Annotated in this window: 16 protein-coding genes; 7 read left to right on the forward strand and 9 right to left on the reverse strand. The window is 72.7% G+C overall.

Features of this window, described 5'->3' with window-relative positions:
- Positions 1-87 precede the first annotated feature (87 nt).
- The 6 genes from ABZS77_RS08315 (at position 88) to ABZS77_RS08340 (ending at position 6,443) form a co-directional block, all read left to right on the forward strand.
- Entirely contained in the window at positions 88-693 is a 606-nt protein-coding gene (locus ABZS77_RS08315) for a hypothetical protein (RefSeq protein WP_354819160.1), read from the forward strand.
- Positions 694-1,092: 399 nt separating this feature from the next.
- Entirely contained in the window at positions 1,093-2,115 is a 1,023-nt protein-coding gene (locus ABZS77_RS08320; RefSeq protein ID WP_354819163.1) for a polysaccharide deacetylase family protein, read from the forward strand.
- 272 nt (positions 2,116-2,387) lie between these two features.
- Positions 2,388-3,716, forward strand: coding sequence for a sensor histidine kinase (locus tag ABZS77_RS08325; protein ID WP_354819166.1), 1,329 nt, complete (start codon positions 2,388-2,390; stop codon positions 3,714-3,716).
- Positions 3,713-4,411: a response regulator transcription factor gene (locus tag ABZS77_RS08330; RefSeq protein WP_354819169.1), complete on the forward strand. Its 699-nt coding sequence runs from the start codon at positions 3,713-3,715 to the stop codon at positions 4,409-4,411. The genes ABZS77_RS08325 and ABZS77_RS08330 overlap by 4 nt, the downstream gene beginning before the upstream one ends.
- An 80-nt stretch (positions 4,412-4,491) precedes the next feature.
- Complete coding sequence (locus tag ABZS77_RS08335; RefSeq protein WP_354819172.1) at positions 4,492-5,385, forward strand: ATP-binding cassette domain-containing protein; 894 nt, start codon at positions 4,492-4,494, stop codon at positions 5,383-5,385.
- Entirely contained in the window at positions 5,382-6,443 is a 1,062-nt protein-coding gene (locus ABZS77_RS08340; RefSeq protein WP_354819175.1) for an ABC transporter permease, read from the forward strand. The genes ABZS77_RS08335 and ABZS77_RS08340 overlap by 4 nt, the downstream gene beginning before the upstream one ends.
- 8 nt (positions 6,444-6,451) lie before the next feature.
- Here ABZS77_RS08340 and ABZS77_RS08345 read toward each other — a convergent pair whose 3' ends face one another.
- From ABZS77_RS08345 to ABZS77_RS08355, 3 genes are all read right to left on the reverse strand, one after another.
- Complete coding sequence (locus tag ABZS77_RS08345) at positions 6,452-7,069, reverse strand: DUF402 domain-containing protein (RefSeq protein ID WP_354819178.1); 618 nt, start codon at positions 7,067-7,069, stop codon at positions 6,452-6,454.
- 8 nt (positions 7,070-7,077) lie between these two features.
- Positions 7,078-7,830, reverse strand: coding sequence for a YebC/PmpR family DNA-binding transcriptional regulator (locus tag ABZS77_RS08350; protein WP_354819181.1), 753 nt, complete (start codon positions 7,828-7,830; stop codon positions 7,078-7,080).
- Between the two features lie 231 nt (positions 7,831-8,061).
- The gene (locus ABZS77_RS08355) at positions 8,062-8,700 is read right to left on the reverse strand and encodes an NAD(P)H-dependent oxidoreductase (RefSeq protein WP_354819184.1); all 639 of its coding nucleotides are present in this window, start codon (positions 8,698-8,700) and stop codon (positions 8,062-8,064) included.
- 104 nt (positions 8,701-8,804) lie between these two features.
- On the opposite strand from ABZS77_RS08355, the gene ABZS77_RS08360 reads away from it, so the two are divergent.
- Entirely contained in the window at positions 8,805-9,656 is an 852-nt protein-coding gene (locus ABZS77_RS08360) for a helix-turn-helix transcriptional regulator (RefSeq protein ID WP_354819587.1), read from the forward strand.
- A gap of 17 nt (positions 9,657-9,673) precedes the next feature.
- On the opposite strand, the gene pdxT is transcribed toward ABZS77_RS08360, so the two are convergent.
- The 6 genes from pdxT to pgsA all read right to left on the reverse strand — a co-directional run bounded on the left by pdxT (position 9,674) and on the right by pgsA (position 14,825).
- Positions 9,674-10,279: a pyridoxal 5'-phosphate synthase glutaminase subunit PdxT gene (gene pdxT, locus ABZS77_RS08365; RefSeq protein WP_354819187.1), complete on the reverse strand. Its 606-nt coding sequence runs from the start codon at positions 10,277-10,279 to the stop codon at positions 9,674-9,676.
- A gap of 87 nt (positions 10,280-10,366) precedes the next feature.
- The gene (pdxS, locus tag ABZS77_RS08370) at positions 10,367-11,284 is read right to left on the reverse strand and encodes a pyridoxal 5'-phosphate synthase lyase subunit PdxS (RefSeq protein WP_354819190.1); all 918 of its coding nucleotides are present in this window, start codon (positions 11,282-11,284) and stop codon (positions 10,367-10,369) included.
- 126 nt (positions 11,285-11,410) lie between these two features.
- Complete coding sequence (locus tag ABZS77_RS08375) at positions 11,411-11,914, reverse strand: hypothetical protein (protein ID WP_354819193.1); 504 nt, start codon at positions 11,912-11,914, stop codon at positions 11,411-11,413.
- Positions 11,915-11,997: 83 nt separating this feature from the next.
- Positions 11,998-13,158, reverse strand: coding sequence for a glycosyltransferase family 4 protein (locus ABZS77_RS08380; RefSeq protein ID WP_354819196.1), 1,161 nt, complete (start codon positions 13,156-13,158; stop codon positions 11,998-12,000).
- Between the two features lie 55 nt (positions 13,159-13,213).
- A complete protein-coding gene (locus ABZS77_RS08385; RefSeq protein WP_354819199.1) occupies positions 13,214-14,149 on the reverse strand; it encodes a phosphatidylinositol mannoside acyltransferase in 936 nt (311 codons plus the stop codon).
- A 46-nt stretch (positions 14,150-14,195) separates the two neighbouring features.
- Positions 14,196-14,825 (reverse strand): phosphatidylinositol phosphate synthase, encoded by a 630-nt coding sequence (gene pgsA, locus ABZS77_RS08390; protein ID WP_354819202.1) that lies wholly within the window; start codon positions 14,823-14,825, stop codon positions 14,196-14,198.
- Positions 14,826-15,045: the final 220 nt, after the last annotated feature.

Raw genomic sequence — 15,045 nt, forward strand, 5'->3', positions numbered from 1 at the left:
GGTCCCCCCGACTCCGGGTACGGCGGCACTGCTCGCCGGCCCCCGTGGACTGTGGAATGAGGACGACATCGACGAACGAGAAAGGACGTGGACGCCATGACCGCCACCCAGCTCCCCCGGACCGCGCAGCGACACACCACCACCGGACGCAACGGGACCCCGGTGGACGCACCCGCGAGCGTCCTCGCCACCACCGAGACCCCGGCCCGCACGGCTGCCCGGTACACCCTCGCCGGCCTGCGGATCGCGCTGGGCTGGATCTTCCTCTGGGCGTTCATCGACAAGGTCTTCGGGCTCGGCCTCGCCACCAAGGCCGGGAACGGCTGGATCGACGGCGGCAGCCCCACCAAGGGCTTCCTCGGCAACGCCGTCGCCGGCCCGTTCGCCGACGTCTACCGGAGCTTCGCGGGCGCCGCCTGGGCGGACTGGCTCTTCATGACCGGCCTCGCCGCGATCGGCACGGCTCTGATCCTCGGCATCGGCATGCGGATCGCCGCCGTCGCCGGCGGACTGCTGCTGGTCCTCATGTTCACCGCCGTGCTGCCTCCGGAGAACAACCCCTTCATGGACGACCACCTGATCTACGCCGCCGTCCTCGCCGTCCTCGCCCTGACCGGCGCCGGCGACACCCTCGGCCTCGGCACGGTGTGGGCCCGACTCCCCATCGTGCGGCGCCTGCCCTGGCTCAGGTGACCGACCGGGTCGGGACGGTCCCGACGGACCCGGAACACACTGTGGCGCGATGGCCGACGGCCATCGCGCCACTCGCGCTTGCGGGAGCCGTCGAAAGTTTCGACAGCGTTCCGGATCATCTGACGAATGAGTGCGTCAGTGCATGATCCTCTGGTCCGCACAGCATGATCTGACCACTGCGGAACGCCCGGTCGATCGATCCCGGCACCCACACAGACGCTTCCGGAGCACTTCCGGAAATTGTTGACGCGCCGGAAATCCCGCTGCAATACTCCGATTCATTCAGGTCGATGCGATGGGCCTCGTCGGGTGTCGGTCGACCGTCCCACCCATACCCACCTGTCCGCCGCGCGCCGCCGCACGTCCAGGCACGCCCGGGCATGGCCGAAGGGACACCAGATGAGCAGAGTCTCCGCCGGCACGGTCGGAGGACCGAAGCGGCTTCGCACGGCGCTCGCCGTCCTCGCCACCGCCGTCGCGACCTGCGGCGTCGTCATCGCCGCCACCGCCACCCCGTCGAGCGCCGCCACCTGCAACGGGTACGTCGGCCTGACCTTCGACGACGGGCCGACCGGCAGCACCAGCGCGCTGCTGAACGTGCTGCGCGCCAACGGCGTCCGGGCCACGATGTTCAACGTCGGGCAGAACGTGCAGAACAACAGGTCGGCGGCGCAGGCGCAGGTCGCCGCCGGCATGTGGGTCGGCAACCACAGCTGGAACCACTCGCACATGACCTCGATGAGCCAGTCGCAGATGCAGTCCGACCTGTCCCAGACGAGCTCGGCGATCCAGTCGGCCACCGGCAGCCGGCCGCAGTTGTTCCGCCCGCCGTACGGGGAGACCAACGGCACCCTGCAGTCCGTCGCCTCGTCACTCGGGATGCGTCAGGTGATCTGGGACGTGGACTCCCAGGACTGGAACGGCGCCAGCGTCAGCCAGATCGTGTCGAACGCCGGCCGGCTGCAGAGCGGTCAGGTCATCCTCATGCACGACGGGATCCAGAACACCCGGGACGCCATTGGGCAGATCATGGCCAACCTCACCAGCCGCAACCTGTGCCCCGGGATGATCTCCCCGTCCACCGGACGCGCCGTCGCGCCCGACGGCACCACCCCGCCGACCGGCGGCCCCACCACCCCACCCCCGAGCGGCAGCTGCACCGCGACGGCGACGACCACGAACGTCTGGGGTGACCGGTACAACACCTCGGTGACTGTCAGCGGCGCCGGCACCTGGACCGTGGTCGTGGCGATCCCCGCACCCCAGCAGGTCTCCACCACCTGGAACGGCACCGCCTCCTGGGACGGCAGCGGCAACATGACCATGCGGTCCAACGGCAGCGGCAACACCTTCGGCTTCACCACGATGTTCAACGGCAACAGCGGCGCCCGACCGCAGATCCGTTCCTGTACCGCCGGCTGAACGCCGACGGCTCCAACGGCCGTGGGGGGGGGGGCCGGGGTGGCCGGCCCGCCGCCCCCCCCCCCCACACCCCCCCCACCGCCCCGCCGCGGGGGGGGCCGCACGCCCGGCGGGGGGAGCGCACCCACCCCACAAAGAGCGCCCGCCCCCCCCCCCCCCCCCGCGGCGCGCGCGGCCCCCCCGCCCCCCCCCCCCCCGGCCGTGGACGTGACCCGGGCCGCACCGGCCCCTCCGGTCTGCCAATACGGCGGGTGACGTGGCATCGTTCCGGGATGGGGATCGTCGCACCGCGAGAGGAATGGCGCCGCCCCGGGCCGACGCCCCAGCAGCGCCGCAACGACCTGTGGCTCGGGCTGGCGGTGACCGGGCTGGCGCTGGTCAGCCTCACCCTGGCCCGCAGCACCGGGGCGTTCCTGCTGGGTCCGCCCCCGTCCGGGCCCGAGCAGCTGTTCTGGACCGTCGCGGTGACCCTGCCGCTCATCTGGCGGCGCCGGTGGCCGGCCGCCACCCTGCTCGTCGTCTCGGTGGCGTTCATCGCCGCGCAGGCACGGTCGGCCCCGGAGACCCAGTTCTCGTCCTGGGCGCTGTTCTGCGCCCTCTACACACTCGGCGCCTGGGGGCCGGACCATCAGGTGGCCCGCCGACTGCGGATCGGCGTGATCGCCACGATGTTCGCCTGGCTGGGGATCTACTACGCGGTGACGATCGACCACATCCCGCCCGACGCGTTCGCCGACGCGGTCGGGCCGGTGCCGCCGGTGCTCGCCGCGATGGTCACCGGCGCCCTGGCCAACGTGCTGGTCTTCGGGTTCGCGTACTTCTTCGGCGAAACCGCCTGGGTGGCCGCGCGACGCGAGCACGAACTGCGCGAGCAGGCCGACGAGCTGCGCCGCTCCCAGGGCGAGGCCCGGGAACGGGCCGTGCTCGGCGAACGGGTCCGGATCGCCCGGGAGCTGCACGACGTGGTCGCCCACCACGTGTCGGTGATGGGGGTGCAGGCGTCCGCCTGCCGGCGGGTGTTCGACCGTGACCCGGGCAAGGCCCGCACCGCGTTGACCGCCATCGAGCAGAGCGCCCGCACGGCCGTCGACGAGCTGCGCCGGATGCTGGGCGTGCTGCGCGCCTCCGGCGGCGCCGACGTCGAACGGCCCACCGCCGGCGACGTGGAACGGATCGGCGAGCTGGTCGAGCGGGCCCGGGCTGCGGGCCTGACGGCCACCCTCGGGGTGTACGGCACCCCCGTCGCGCTGCCCGGGTCGGTGTCGCAGGCGGCCTACCGCGTGACGCAGGAGGCGGTCACCAACACCCTCAAACACGCGGACGCCGACCTGCTGGACGTACGGGTCCGGTACCTCGCCCGCCAGGTGGAGGTCGACGTGACCGACGACGGGCGGGCCGGGCGGCCCGACGCCGCCGGGCTCGGTCTGATCGGCATGCGCGAGCGGGTCACCGCGCACGACGGCGAGCTCGAGGCAGGCCCCCGCGCCGGCGGCGGTTGGCGGGTCCGCGCCCGCTTCCCGCTCGCGGACCGGCCGACGGGCGGGCAACCCGAGGGCGGCGACGAGCGGTCCGCGACGTCCGCCGCGGGGCGGTCGGCGTGAGCGCCGCACCGGGTACGCCGATCCGGGTGCTGCTCGTCGACGACCAGCACCTGGTACGCACCGGCTTCCGGGTCATCCTCGAGGTGGAGGACGACATCGAGGTGGTCGGCGAGGCCGCCGACGGCGAGCGTGCCGTCACCATGGCCCGCGCCACCCGACCGGACGTGGTGCTGATGGACGTCGAGATGCCCGGGATGAACGGGCTGGAGGCCACCCGGCTGATCACCGACGACGGGCCCGGCGCCCCCGCGGTGCTGATCCTCACCACGTTCGACCGGGACGACTACCTGTTCGCCGCCCTGCGCGCCGGGGCCAGTGGCTTCCTGCTCAAGAACGGCACACCTGAGGAACTGGTCGAGGCGATCCAGGTGCTCGCCCGGGGCGACGGACTGCTCGCCCCGGAGATCACCCGCCGCGTCATCTCCGCCTTCGCCCGCCCCGGCGACCCGACCGGCACCGCCCACCGGGGGCCGGACGCCGACGCCGCGCTGCGCGAGCTGACCCCGCGCGAGTCCGAGGTGCTGGTGCTGCTCGCCGCCGGGGCGAGCAACGCGGAGATCGCCGTCGAGATGCACCTGGGTGAGGCGACGGTCAAGACCCACGTGAGCCGGGTGCTGACCAAACTCGGCCTGCGCGACCGGGTACAGGCGGTGGTCTTCGCGTACGAGAACGGTGTCGTACGCCCCGGCGGCTGACCGGCATCCGTCGCGGGACGGACCCGCGACTCAGTCGCCGGGCGGACGGCGCGCGGACGTACCCGACCTAGCGTGGACGCGTGACCAGCACGCTGCGCCTGGACGGCGTCGACCGCAGCTTCGGCGACCGGCAGGTACTCAGGAACGTGTCCTTCGAGGTGGCCGCCGGCCGGATGACCGGCTTCGTCGGCGCCAACGGCGCCGGCAAGACCACCACCATGCGCATCATCCTGGGCGTGCTCGCCCCGGACACCGGCGAGGTGAGCTGGGGCGGCACGAAGCTGACCCGGCAGGACCGGCGGCGCTTCGGCTACATGCCGGAGGAGCGGGGCCTCTACCCCAAGATGACCCCACGGGAGCAGGTGGCCTACCTGGGTCGGCTGCACGGACTGGACGCCGCCGCCGCGCGACGTGCCACGGACGCCCTGCTGGAACGGGTCGGTCTCGCCGAGCGGGGCGACGACCTGCTGGAGACGCTGTCGCTCGGCAACCAGCAGCGCGCCCAGATCGCCGCCGCCCTGGTGCACGATCCGGAGGTGCTGGTGCTCGACGAGCCGTTCTCCGGGCTGGACCCACTGGCCGTCGACACGGTCGTCGCCGTCCTGCGGGAACGCGCCGCCGCCGGCGCGCCGGTGCTCTTCTCCAGCCACCAACTCGACGTCGTCGAGCGGATCTGCGACGACCTGGTCATCATCGCGGACGGGGTGATCCGGGCCGCCGGCAGCCGGCAGCGGCTACGCGACACGTACACCGTGCCCCGCTTCGAGCTGGTCGTGGCGACCGACGCCGGCTGGGTCCGCGACGAGCCCGGCGTGACCCTGGTCGAGCTGGACGGTGCGCGGGCGGTGTTCGACCTGCCGGCCGGCGCCGACGAACAGTCCGTGCTGCACGCCGCCCTGGCCCGCGGCCCGGTCCGCGCCTTCCGCCCGGTCAGCCCCTCGCTCACCGAGATCTTCCGAGAGGTCACCCAGTGAACGTCACCCAGGCCACCCGGCTGGTCGCCGAACGCGAGATCCGGGTCAAGCTGCGCGACCGGACCTTCCTGTTCGGCACACTCTTCTTCCTGCTGATCGCCGCGGCGGGCACGGTCCTGCCGCCGCTGCTCTCCGGTGGACCGGAGAGCGTGGCGGTCACCCAGGAGGCCGCCGGCCCGCTGCGGGACGCTGGCCTCGACGTCCGCGTGGTGGCCGACGACCGGGCCGCCGAACAGGCCGTCCGTGACGGTGACGTGGACGCCGCGGTGGTGTCCGGCCCGAAGGTGCTCGCCATGGACGAGACCCCGAACGACGTGGTCCGGGCGTTGAGCAGCGCGCCGCCGGTGCAACTGCTCGACCCCGGCGCGGTCGAGCCGGTGGTGGCGTTCCTGGTGCCGTTCATCTTCGCGTTCGTCTTCTTCATCACCTCGCAGACGTTCGGCATGCAGATCGCGCAGAGCGTCACCGAGGAGAAGCAGACCCGGATCGTGGAGATCCTGGTGGCGGCCGTGCCCGTGCGGGCGCTGCTGGCCGGCAAGGTGGTGGCGGGGGCGCTGCTGGCGCTGGGACAGATCGCGCTCATCGCGGTGGTCACGGTGCTCGGCATGCAGATCGGCGACAGCGGCGGGCTGCTCACCCTGCTCGCCCCGGCGATCGGCTGGTTCGTGCCGTTCTTCCTGCTCGGCTTCGTGCTCCTGGCCGCGATGTGGGCGGCCGCCGGGGCACTGATCAACCGGCAGGAGGACATCGCCGCGGTGTCCACCCCCGTGCAGCTCGCGGTGATGCTGCCGTTCTTCGCGGTGATCTTCCTGAACGACAACGCCGGGGCCATGCGGTTGCTGTCCTACCTGCCGTTCTCGTCACCCACGGCGATGCCGCTGCGGCTGTTCAACGGGGACGCGGCGGGCTGGGAGCCGTTCGTCTCGCTCGCCGTTCTGCTGGTCGCCGCCGGAGCGTTCCTCGTGGGTGGCGCGCGGATCTACGAGGGGTCGCTGCTGCGGACCAACGGCCGCACGTCGCTGCGGACGGCGTGGCGGGAGCGGGAGACCATCGGCTGAGCCGACGGTCAGCGGGCCGGTGGCACCGTGTCCCAGCCGGCGGGCAGCGAGGGCGCCGTCCAGGCCGGGTCGGGCCGCCACCGCGCCCACGCCGGGTCCCACCAGCGCTCACCGGCGTCGAGCAGTGCGGCGACCCGGTCCCCCTCGGCCCGGATGGCGTCCGCCATGCCCGGGTAACGCCCCTCGACGAGACGCTGGGCGAACATCTCCACGTCCTTCCAGACGTACCCGTCGGCGTCCGCGGCCCACCACAGGTCCAGCTCGTGGTCGAGGGTGTCCACCCCTATCGGCGTACGCCGCAGCGGGTCCTGGAGATTGAAGTACCAGCCGGCGAAGTCGCGCTCGGGCCCTGTCCAGAACACGTCGACCGAGTGCGCCTCACCGGGGCGGTGCAGCATCAGCTTGCCGTGCCCCGACCACTCCCGGTGCCCCGCGGTCTCCCACGGGTGCCGCCCACACGGAAAGACACCGGCCCGCGGGAAACCGAACTCGGCGCCCGGCGGAAGGTAGAGGGCCAGCAGGTCGGCCGAGTCCTCGACGCAGATCGTCGGGCAGCCGAACCACACCTCGCCCCGCAGAATCTCGCGCCGGACGACCACGTCGCCCGGCGCGAACCGTCCCTCCACGCCCATCCTCAGGCGTCCACCGCCGCCATCACGTCGTCGCTGACGTCGAAGTTCGCGTAGACGTTCTGCACGTCGTCGCAGTCCTCCAGGACGTCGATCAGCTTGAAGATCTTGCGGGCGCCCTCCTCGTCCAGCGGCACGTTCATGCTGGGGATGAGGGAGGACTCGGCCGACTCGTACTCGATGCCGGCGTCCTGCAACGCGGTCCGCACGCCGATCAGGTCGGTCGGCTCGGAGACCACCTCGTACGCCTCACCGAGGTCGTTGACCTCCTCGGCGCCGGCGTCCAGGACGGCCATCATCACGTCGTCCTCGGTGGTGCCCTCCTTGGGGACGATCACCACGCCCTTGCGGGAGAACATGTACGACACCGAGCCGGCGTCGGCCAGGGACCCGCCGTTGCGGGTGAGCGCCGTGCGCACCTCGGTCGCCGCGCGGTTGCGGTTGTCGGTGAGGCACTCGATGAGCATGGCCACGCCGTTCGGGCCGTAGCCCTCGTACATGATCGTCTGCCAGTCGGCGCCGCCGGCCTCCAGGCCGGAGCCGCGCTTCACGGCGCGGTCGATGTTGTCGTTCGGCACCGAGCTCTTCTTCGCCTTCTGGATGGCGTCGTAGAGCGTCGGGTTGCCGGTGGGGTCGCCGCCGCCGATCCGCGCGGCCACCTCGACGTTCTTGATCAGCTTGGCGAACATCTTGCCGCGCTTGGCGTCGATGACGGCCTTCTTGTGCTTGGTCGTCGCCCACTTTGAGTGGCCGGACATCTTCTACCTCCGTTGCTACCCGCCGTCTGCATCGACCGCACCGCTCACGCCCCACTCCCGCCGGCGCACGCGGAGGTGCCGGTCAGCTCTGGCGGAAGCCGTGGCGGGCAGATGGCCCTGCCGAATCTCCGCAATCCTACCGACGTCCCCCGGGTCGCTGTCATGCACCGCGCGCGCCGACCCCGCCCCGCCCGCCCGTACCGGGGCAGACGGGACGAAATCCGCGATGGGTTACGACCCCAACAATGTCCGATCCGCCGGACGAAGCACCCGCGACCAGGTCGCGACCTCGGCGAGCATCGTGGACAGCTCCGCCTCCCGGCCATCACCCGGCGCGAAGCGGCCGGCGGTCCGGTCAGCAGGGTCGGCCCCGGTGAAGTCGAAGTCCGTGAAGATCGACAGCGCCACTCCGGTCGGCACCACCACCGTCCGCACCTCGGTCAGGATCGCCCGCAGGTGATCGGCGGCCCGGGTGCCACCCTGCACGCCGTAGCTCAGCACCCCGGCCACCTTGCCGGCCCACTCCGCGTACAGGAAGTCGATGCCGTTCTTGAGCGCCGCCGGTATCGAACGGTTGTAGTCCGGTGTGACGAACACGAAGGCGTCGCAGCCGTCCACCACCCCCGCCCACCGCCGGGTGTGCGGATGCCGGTAGTCGCCGAACAGCGCCGGCACCGGCTCGTCCAACAGTGGTAACGCCTGCTCGACGAGGTCCACCAGCGCGAAGACGGCGTCCCCGGCGCGTACCGCCTCGTGCCGCTCGGCCACCTCCATGACCCACCGGGCGACCGCCGCGCCGCGCCGGCCCGGACGGGTGCTGCCCACGATCACACCGATCCGCAGCGGTCCTGTGCTCTGTGCGTTTCTCATGCCACCGACCCTGCGAGCCACCCGGTGGTGGGGGGAGACCGCCGCGAGGATGGCCCCGCCAGGGCCACCCACCGGCCCACGCCGACTGCCAGACTGGCCCGGTGATGGACGGAGAGCTGGGCGCCTTCCTGCGCAGTCGCCGCGAGGCACGGCGGCCGGCCGAGGTCGGCCTCCCCGAGGGCCCCCGCCGGCGCACCCCCGGGCTGCGCCGAGCCGAGCTGGCGACGTTGGCGCAGGTCAGCGTGGAATACCTGACCCGACTGGAACAGGGCCGCGACACCCGACCGTCACCGGAGATCCTCGCCGCGCTCGCCGACGCGCTACGCCTGGACAGCGCCGACCGGGAACACCTGCGGCACCTCGCCTCGGCCCAGCACGCCCGACAGCTCTGCTCAGGCGACCGGCCGACGGTGTCCCGCACCGTCCGGCCCACCGTCCGCGCGATGCTCGACGCGCTGCGCGACACCCCGGCGTACGTGCTCAACCGGCTCGGCGACGTACTGGCCTGGAACGAGCCGTTCGACGTGCTCGCCCGCCCGCTCGGCCTGCTGGACGGGTCCCGACCGAACCTGGTCTGGTTCGTACTGGCCGACGAGCGGTCCCGTACGCACTATCCGCAGTGGTCGGCGCTGGCCGACCAGCAGGTCGCTGAGCTGCACCTGCTGCGCCGAGGCGACCCGGCCAGCGACGCCTTCGCCGAGCAGCTGGCCCGTACGGTGGGCGCGCCGTTCGTCGACCGTTGGCGGCGGCGACCGGTCGTCGGCGCGCGTACCGGCCCGCTGACGGTGCGCCACCCGGCGGCCGGGCTGTTGCGCCTCAACGTCGAGACCCTGGAGCTGGCCGAGGCCGACCCGCAGCGCCTGGTGGTGCAGTTGCCCGCCGACGCCGCCACGGCCGTCGCGCTCGACCAACTGGCCGGCCGCCGACCGGGTCACCTGCGCGCGGTCGCCGGCTGAACGAACGGGTCGCGCCGTCAGGCGACGGCGCGCACCAGGTCCACGAAGTACGCGTGCACGCGCAGGTCACCGGTCAACTCCGGGTGGAACGACGTGGCCAACAGGTTGCCCTGCCGGACCGCCACGATCCGGTCGGCGGCCGGGCCGTCGGTCACCGACCCGATCACCTGGACGCCGGCACCGACCCGCTCGACCCAGGGCGCCCGGATGAACACCGCGTGGAACGGCTCCCCCGGCACCCCGGTGATCTCCACCGGTGCCTCGAACGAGTCGACCTGCCGGCCGAACGCGTTGCGCCGCACGGTCATGTCGATGCCGGCGAAGCCCCGCTGGTCCGCTCGGCCGTCCAGCACCACAGCCGCCAGCATGATCATGCCCGCGCAGGATCCGTACACCGGCATGCCGTCGGCGATCCGCTTGTCGATCGGCTCGCGCATCTCGAAGATGTCGACGAGCTTGCTGATGGTGGTGGACTCACCCCCGGGGATGACCAGCCCGTCGACCGCGTCCAACTCCGTCGGACGGCGGACCGGGCGGGCGTCCGCGCCGGTCGCCGTCAGAGCCGCGACATGCTCGCGGACGTCCCCCTGGAGTGCGAGCACACCGATCACGGGTACGGCCACCGTCGCACCGTTCCTCTCGTTGCCGTTCGAGTTGTAAGGAAGGTGCCCTTCCTATACACCAGGCGTTAACAAGGTGCCCTTCCTTACTCACCAGCCGCGGTCGGCCAGGCGGTGCGGCTGCGGGATCTCGTCCACGTTGATGCCGACCATCGCCTCGCCGAGGCCCCGGGACACCTTCGCCAGCACGTCCGGGTCGTCGTGGAAGGTGGTGGCCTTGACGATCGCGGCGGCCCGCTGGGCCGGGTTGCCGGCCTTGAAGATGCCCGAGCCGACGAAGACGCCCTCCGCGCCGAGCTGCATCATCATCGCCGCGTCCGCCGGGGTGGCGATGCCGCCGGCGGTGAACAGCACCACCGGCAGCTTGCCGCTCTCGGCGACCTCCTTGACCAGCTCGTACGGGGCCTGGAGCTCCTTGGCCGCGACGTACAGCTCGTCGGCCGGCAGCGAGGACAGCCGGGCGATCTCCTGGCGGATCCTGCGCATGTGGGTGGTGGCGTTGGAGACGTCGCCGGTGCCGGCCTCACCCTTGGAGCGGATCATGGCCGCGCCCTCGGTGATCCGGCGCAGCGCCTCGCCCAGGTTGGTCGCACCGCAGACGAACGGGACCGTGAAGGCCCACTTGTCGATGTGGTTGGCGTAGTCGGCCGGAGTCAGCACCTCGGACTCGTCCACGTAGTCCACGCCGAGCGACTGGAGGATCCGCGCCTCCACGAAGTGCCCGATGCGGGCCTTGGCCATCACCGGGATGGAGACCGCCGCGATGATCCCGTCGATCATGTCCGGGTCGCTCATCCGGGACACCCCGCCCTGCGCGCGGATGTCGGCGGGCACGCGCTCCAGGGCCATCACCGCCACCGCTCCAGCGTCCTCGGCGATCTTGGCCTGCTCGGCGTTGACCACATCCATGATCACGCCACCCTTGAGCATCTCGGCCATGCCCCGCTTCACGCGAGCGGTGCCGACGACGGGGGTGGTGCCGGTGGTCGGGGCAGTGGTGTCAGACACGGCTCATCGCTCCTCGGGACGCGCGGTGGGGGTGGCGGAGAAAATGCTACGGACGGCCCAACGCCACACCGACAGCCAATCAACCCCCCGGTGGCCTGCGGTGTGGCACCGCTCACCGCACCCGGGTCAGCTCGCGGGGACGTCCGCCGGGACCGTCAGGGTCGGGTCGTCGATGTCGAAGTACCGCGGCCACTCCCGACCCCGCCCCATCCGCAACAACCGCACCAGCGGACGGCTCCGCGCCGAACGGGCGTCCCGCACCAGGTCGGTGTGCACCTGCCGGGACAGCGCCAGCCGGCGACTCGCGGCGATGACCGAGCCGCAGTCCGGATCGGCCGGGTCCAACCGCACCGACCGCAACTGCCGGGTCAGGTCGTTCTCCGCCGCCTCCCGCTCCTCGGGCTGCGCGTCGAGCGCGATCCGCGCCGCCGCGTACAACTCGACGCCGAAGCGGCGCTCCGCCAGCACGGCCGCCGCCGCCGCGCGGCGCAACAGGTGGGCGTCGAGAGCCCGGGCCGCCAGCTCCGCGCGGCCCTGCAGTCGTTCGACCCGACCGGCGGTCCAGATGAGGTACGCCGCGACCAGCCCCACGACCACGCTCCCGGCCACCACCCACCACATGTGCGGCATCGTAGTGCTGCTCCGTTCGCCTCCGATTGGGCGCGCTCACCCCGGTTCGCACCGGTCACGATCGCACCATCCGTCACATCGGCTCAGCCCAGCCCCACCCACTCCTGGTCGATGACCCGCCCGTCGGTCGCCTCGATCGCCGCTGCGTATACCTCCAGAACACGGCGGGCAACCACCGGCCAGTCGAAATTCGCCACCACCTGATCGCCGCAGGCACTCAGGGCCGCCCGGCCGGCCGGATCGTCCAACAACTCGGCCACCGCGGTGCGCAGCCCCACCGGGTCACCGGTCGGGAAGAGCCGCCCGGCCCGCCCGCCGTCGAGCACCCGCCGGAACGCGTCCAGGTCGCTGGCGACCACGGTCGTACCGGCCGCCAACGCCTCGGTGAGGATCATGCCGAACGACTCGCCGCCGGTGTTCGGCGCCACGTAGAGGTGCACGCTGCGCAGCATCCGCGCCTTGTCCGGTTCGGTGACCAGACCGAGGAAGGTCACCCGCTCGTGCAGCTCGCGCGGGAACTGGTCGTACAGGTCGTCGGCGTCACCCGGGCCGGCGACCAGCAGCCGCAGCCCGGGTCGGGTGTCGGCAAGCGCCACAAAGGCGTCCCGCAGCACCGGGAAACCCTTGCGCGCCTCGGTGAACCGACCCAGGAAGCCGAGCGTGCCGCCGGCGCCCGTGCGGCACTCCCCCGGCCAGTCCGGCAACGGCTCCGCGTCGGCGAACTTCGCCACCGCCACCCCGTTGGGGATCTCCACGGCGCCGCCGTCCATGTGCTCGACCTGCACCTTGCGGGCCAGCGCGCTCACCGCGATGCGGGCGGTGATCCGCTCCAGCACGATCTGGAGCACGCCCTGGGCGGCCGCCAGCACCCGCGACCGGGTCATCGCGGTGTGGAACGTGGCCACCACCGGCCCCCGCGCGGAGAGCACGGCCAGCAGCGACAGGCTCAACGTCAGCGGCTCGTGCACGTGCAGCACGTCGAAGTCGCCGTTGGTGATCCACCGCCGTACCCGGGCGGTCGACACCGGCCCGAACGCGATCCGGGCCACCGACCCGTTGTACGGCAGCGGCACCGCCCGGCCGGCCGACACCACGTACGCCGGCAGCGGGGAATCCTCGTCGGCCGGGGCCAGCACGCTCACCTCGTGGCCCAGCGCGATCAGCGCCTCGGCGAGGTCCATCACGTGGTTCTGCACCCCGCCGGGCACGTCGAAGGAGTACGGGCACACGATGCCGATCCGCATGTGTCAGCGCCCCCCGTCCGCGACCACGGGACACCACCCCACCGTGCCCACCCCCTCAGGACCGACCGGCGGACGACGACGGCGGCGGCGCGGTGCTGCCCCCCGACCCCCGCTGGTCCAGCCACATCCGCTGCAACATGTGCCAGTCTTCCGGATGCCGGGCGATACCCGCCGCCAGACGGTCGGCGATCAGCTGCGTCACGGACCGGACACGCTGGTCCAGAGGCCCCACCTCGGGCCCCGGCACCGGCAGCGGGCCGACGAGCGACGCACAGGCGGCGTCCGCCTCGTACCACATCGAGGCCACGTAGAGCGGCGCGCCGGTGTGCAGCGCCAGCAGGGCCGGCCCGGCGGGCATCCGGGTCTTCGCGCCGAAGAAGTCCACCTCCACCCCCCGGGCGGAGAGGTCACGGTCGGCCAGCAGCGGCACCACCGCACCGGCGCGGAGCCGGTCCAGCAACACGTCGAACGCCGGACGCGGCCCGCCGTGGGTCGGCAGGATCTCCATCCCCAGACCCTCCCGGACGGCCGTGAAACGCCGGTACACGCCCTCCGGTTTGAGCCGTTCCATGACCGTGGTGATCGGCCAACCGGTGGCCGCCACCCAGGCGCCGGCGGCGTCCCAGTTGCCGGCGTGCGGCAGCGCCACCACCGCGCCCCGGCCGGCGGCCACGTCGGCGGCGAGCAGCTCGGCGCCGTCGAGCCGGAAACCGGACAGGATCTGCGACCGGCTCAAAGCGGGCAGCCGGAACGCCTCCATCCAGTACCGGGCGTACGAGCGCAACCCGCGCCTGACCAGATCGTCCAGCTCGGCCTCGGGCAGCTCGGGGCCGACCACCCGGCGCAGGTTCGCGCGCAGTCGCTCCGTACTCCCGCCCGAGCGGCGGTGGGCGCGGTCCGCGCCCGCCCGGAACGCCGCCGCGACCAACGGCCGGGGTAGCGCGCGGACGACCCGCCAGCCGGCGACGTAGCCCAGCTCGGTGAGGTTCACGCGGCCCGGCCGCCGGTCGTCCGGCGCGGGGTGGGCGGCGCGGCGCTCACGCCTGGCCGTCCGGTTGGAGCTGCTGGGCCTGCCGGTAGACGTGCGCCATCCGCTGCCCCACCGTGAAGATCGACACCGCGGCGAGGAGCCACAGCGCGATCTCCAGGGCCGGCTTCACGCCGACGCCGGTGAGGATGCCGCCGACCCCGACGATCAGCAGCCGCTCGGTGCGCTCGGCGATGCCCACGTTGCAGGTCATGCCGAGCCCTTCGGCGCGCGCCTTCACGTAGGAGACCAGGCCGCCGGCGGCCAGGCAGACCAGCGCGGCGGCCACCCCGGAGTGGTTGCCCTGGGTGGCCAGCCAGTACGCGACGGCGCCGAAGACGGCGCTGTCGGCGACCCGGTCCATGCTCGAGTCGAGGAACGCGCCGAACCGGGTGGAGCCACCGCTCATCCGGGCCATCGTCCCGTCGAGCAGGTCGGTGAGCGCGAACAGGGTGACGATCAACGCGCCCGCGACCAGATGGCCGCGGGCACCGAGGCCGAGCGCGCCGACGAGCACACCAACGGTGCCCGCGACGGTGACGGCATTGGGGGTGACGCCCGCGCGCAGGAGGGCACGGGCAATCGGCTCGACGACGCGGGTCATCCCCGCGCGGGCCGACACTTGGAAGATCTTCGCCATGGCGGTCCCCACGATAACGGTCCCCCCAGCTCCGCCGATACGGCCGGTCCCGCCGACCCGCCGGGGCAGGCTTGTGCCCACCCGACCGGGGGGTGTGAGATCGAGCCGGGAGGTGAGCCAGCTCACCCGTCCACCCGTCCCGTTCCCGCTGTGCAGCAGACCACCGGAGGATATCGCCGCGCACTCGCCCCGGGCCGCTTCCCGTCGCGCGGCGGTCGCC

The organism is Micromonospora sp. NPDC005298 (assembly GCF_040607375.1).
In the GTDB taxonomy this organism is placed as follows: Bacteria; Actinomycetota; Actinomycetes; order Mycobacteriales; family Micromonosporaceae; genus Micromonospora.

Excerpts from the sequence above, each read along its gene's own strand:
- ABZS77_RS08325 (WP_354819166.1), top strand. The coding sequence starts at position 2,388 with ATGGGGATCGTCGCACCGCGAGAGGAATGGCGCCGCCCCGGGCCGACG.
- ABZS77_RS08375 (WP_354819193.1), bottom strand. The coding sequence starts at position 11,914 with ATGCCGCACATGTGGTGGGTGGTGGCCGGGAGCGTGGTCGTGGGGCTG.
- ABZS77_RS08350 (WP_354819181.1), bottom strand. The coding sequence starts at position 7,830 with ATGTCCGGCCACTCAAAGTGGGCGACGACCAAGCACAAGAAGGCCGTC.
- pgsA (WP_354819202.1), bottom strand. The coding sequence starts at position 14,825 with ATGGCGAAGATCTTCCAAGTGTCGGCCCGCGCGGGGATGACCCGCGTC.
- ABZS77_RS08320 (WP_354819163.1), top strand. The coding sequence starts at position 1,093 with ATGAGCAGAGTCTCCGCCGGCACGGTCGGAGGACCGAAGCGGCTTCGC.
- ABZS77_RS08360 (WP_354819587.1), top strand. The coding sequence starts at position 8,805 with ATGGACGGAGAGCTGGGCGCCTTCCTGCGCAGTCGCCGCGAGGCACGG.
- ABZS77_RS08355 (WP_354819184.1), bottom strand. The coding sequence starts at position 8,700 with ATGAGAAACGCACAGAGCACAGGACCGCTGCGGATCGGTGTGATCGTG.
- ABZS77_RS08380 (WP_354819196.1), bottom strand. The coding sequence starts at position 13,158 with ATGCGGATCGGCATCGTGTGCCCGTACTCCTTCGACGTGCCCGGCGGG.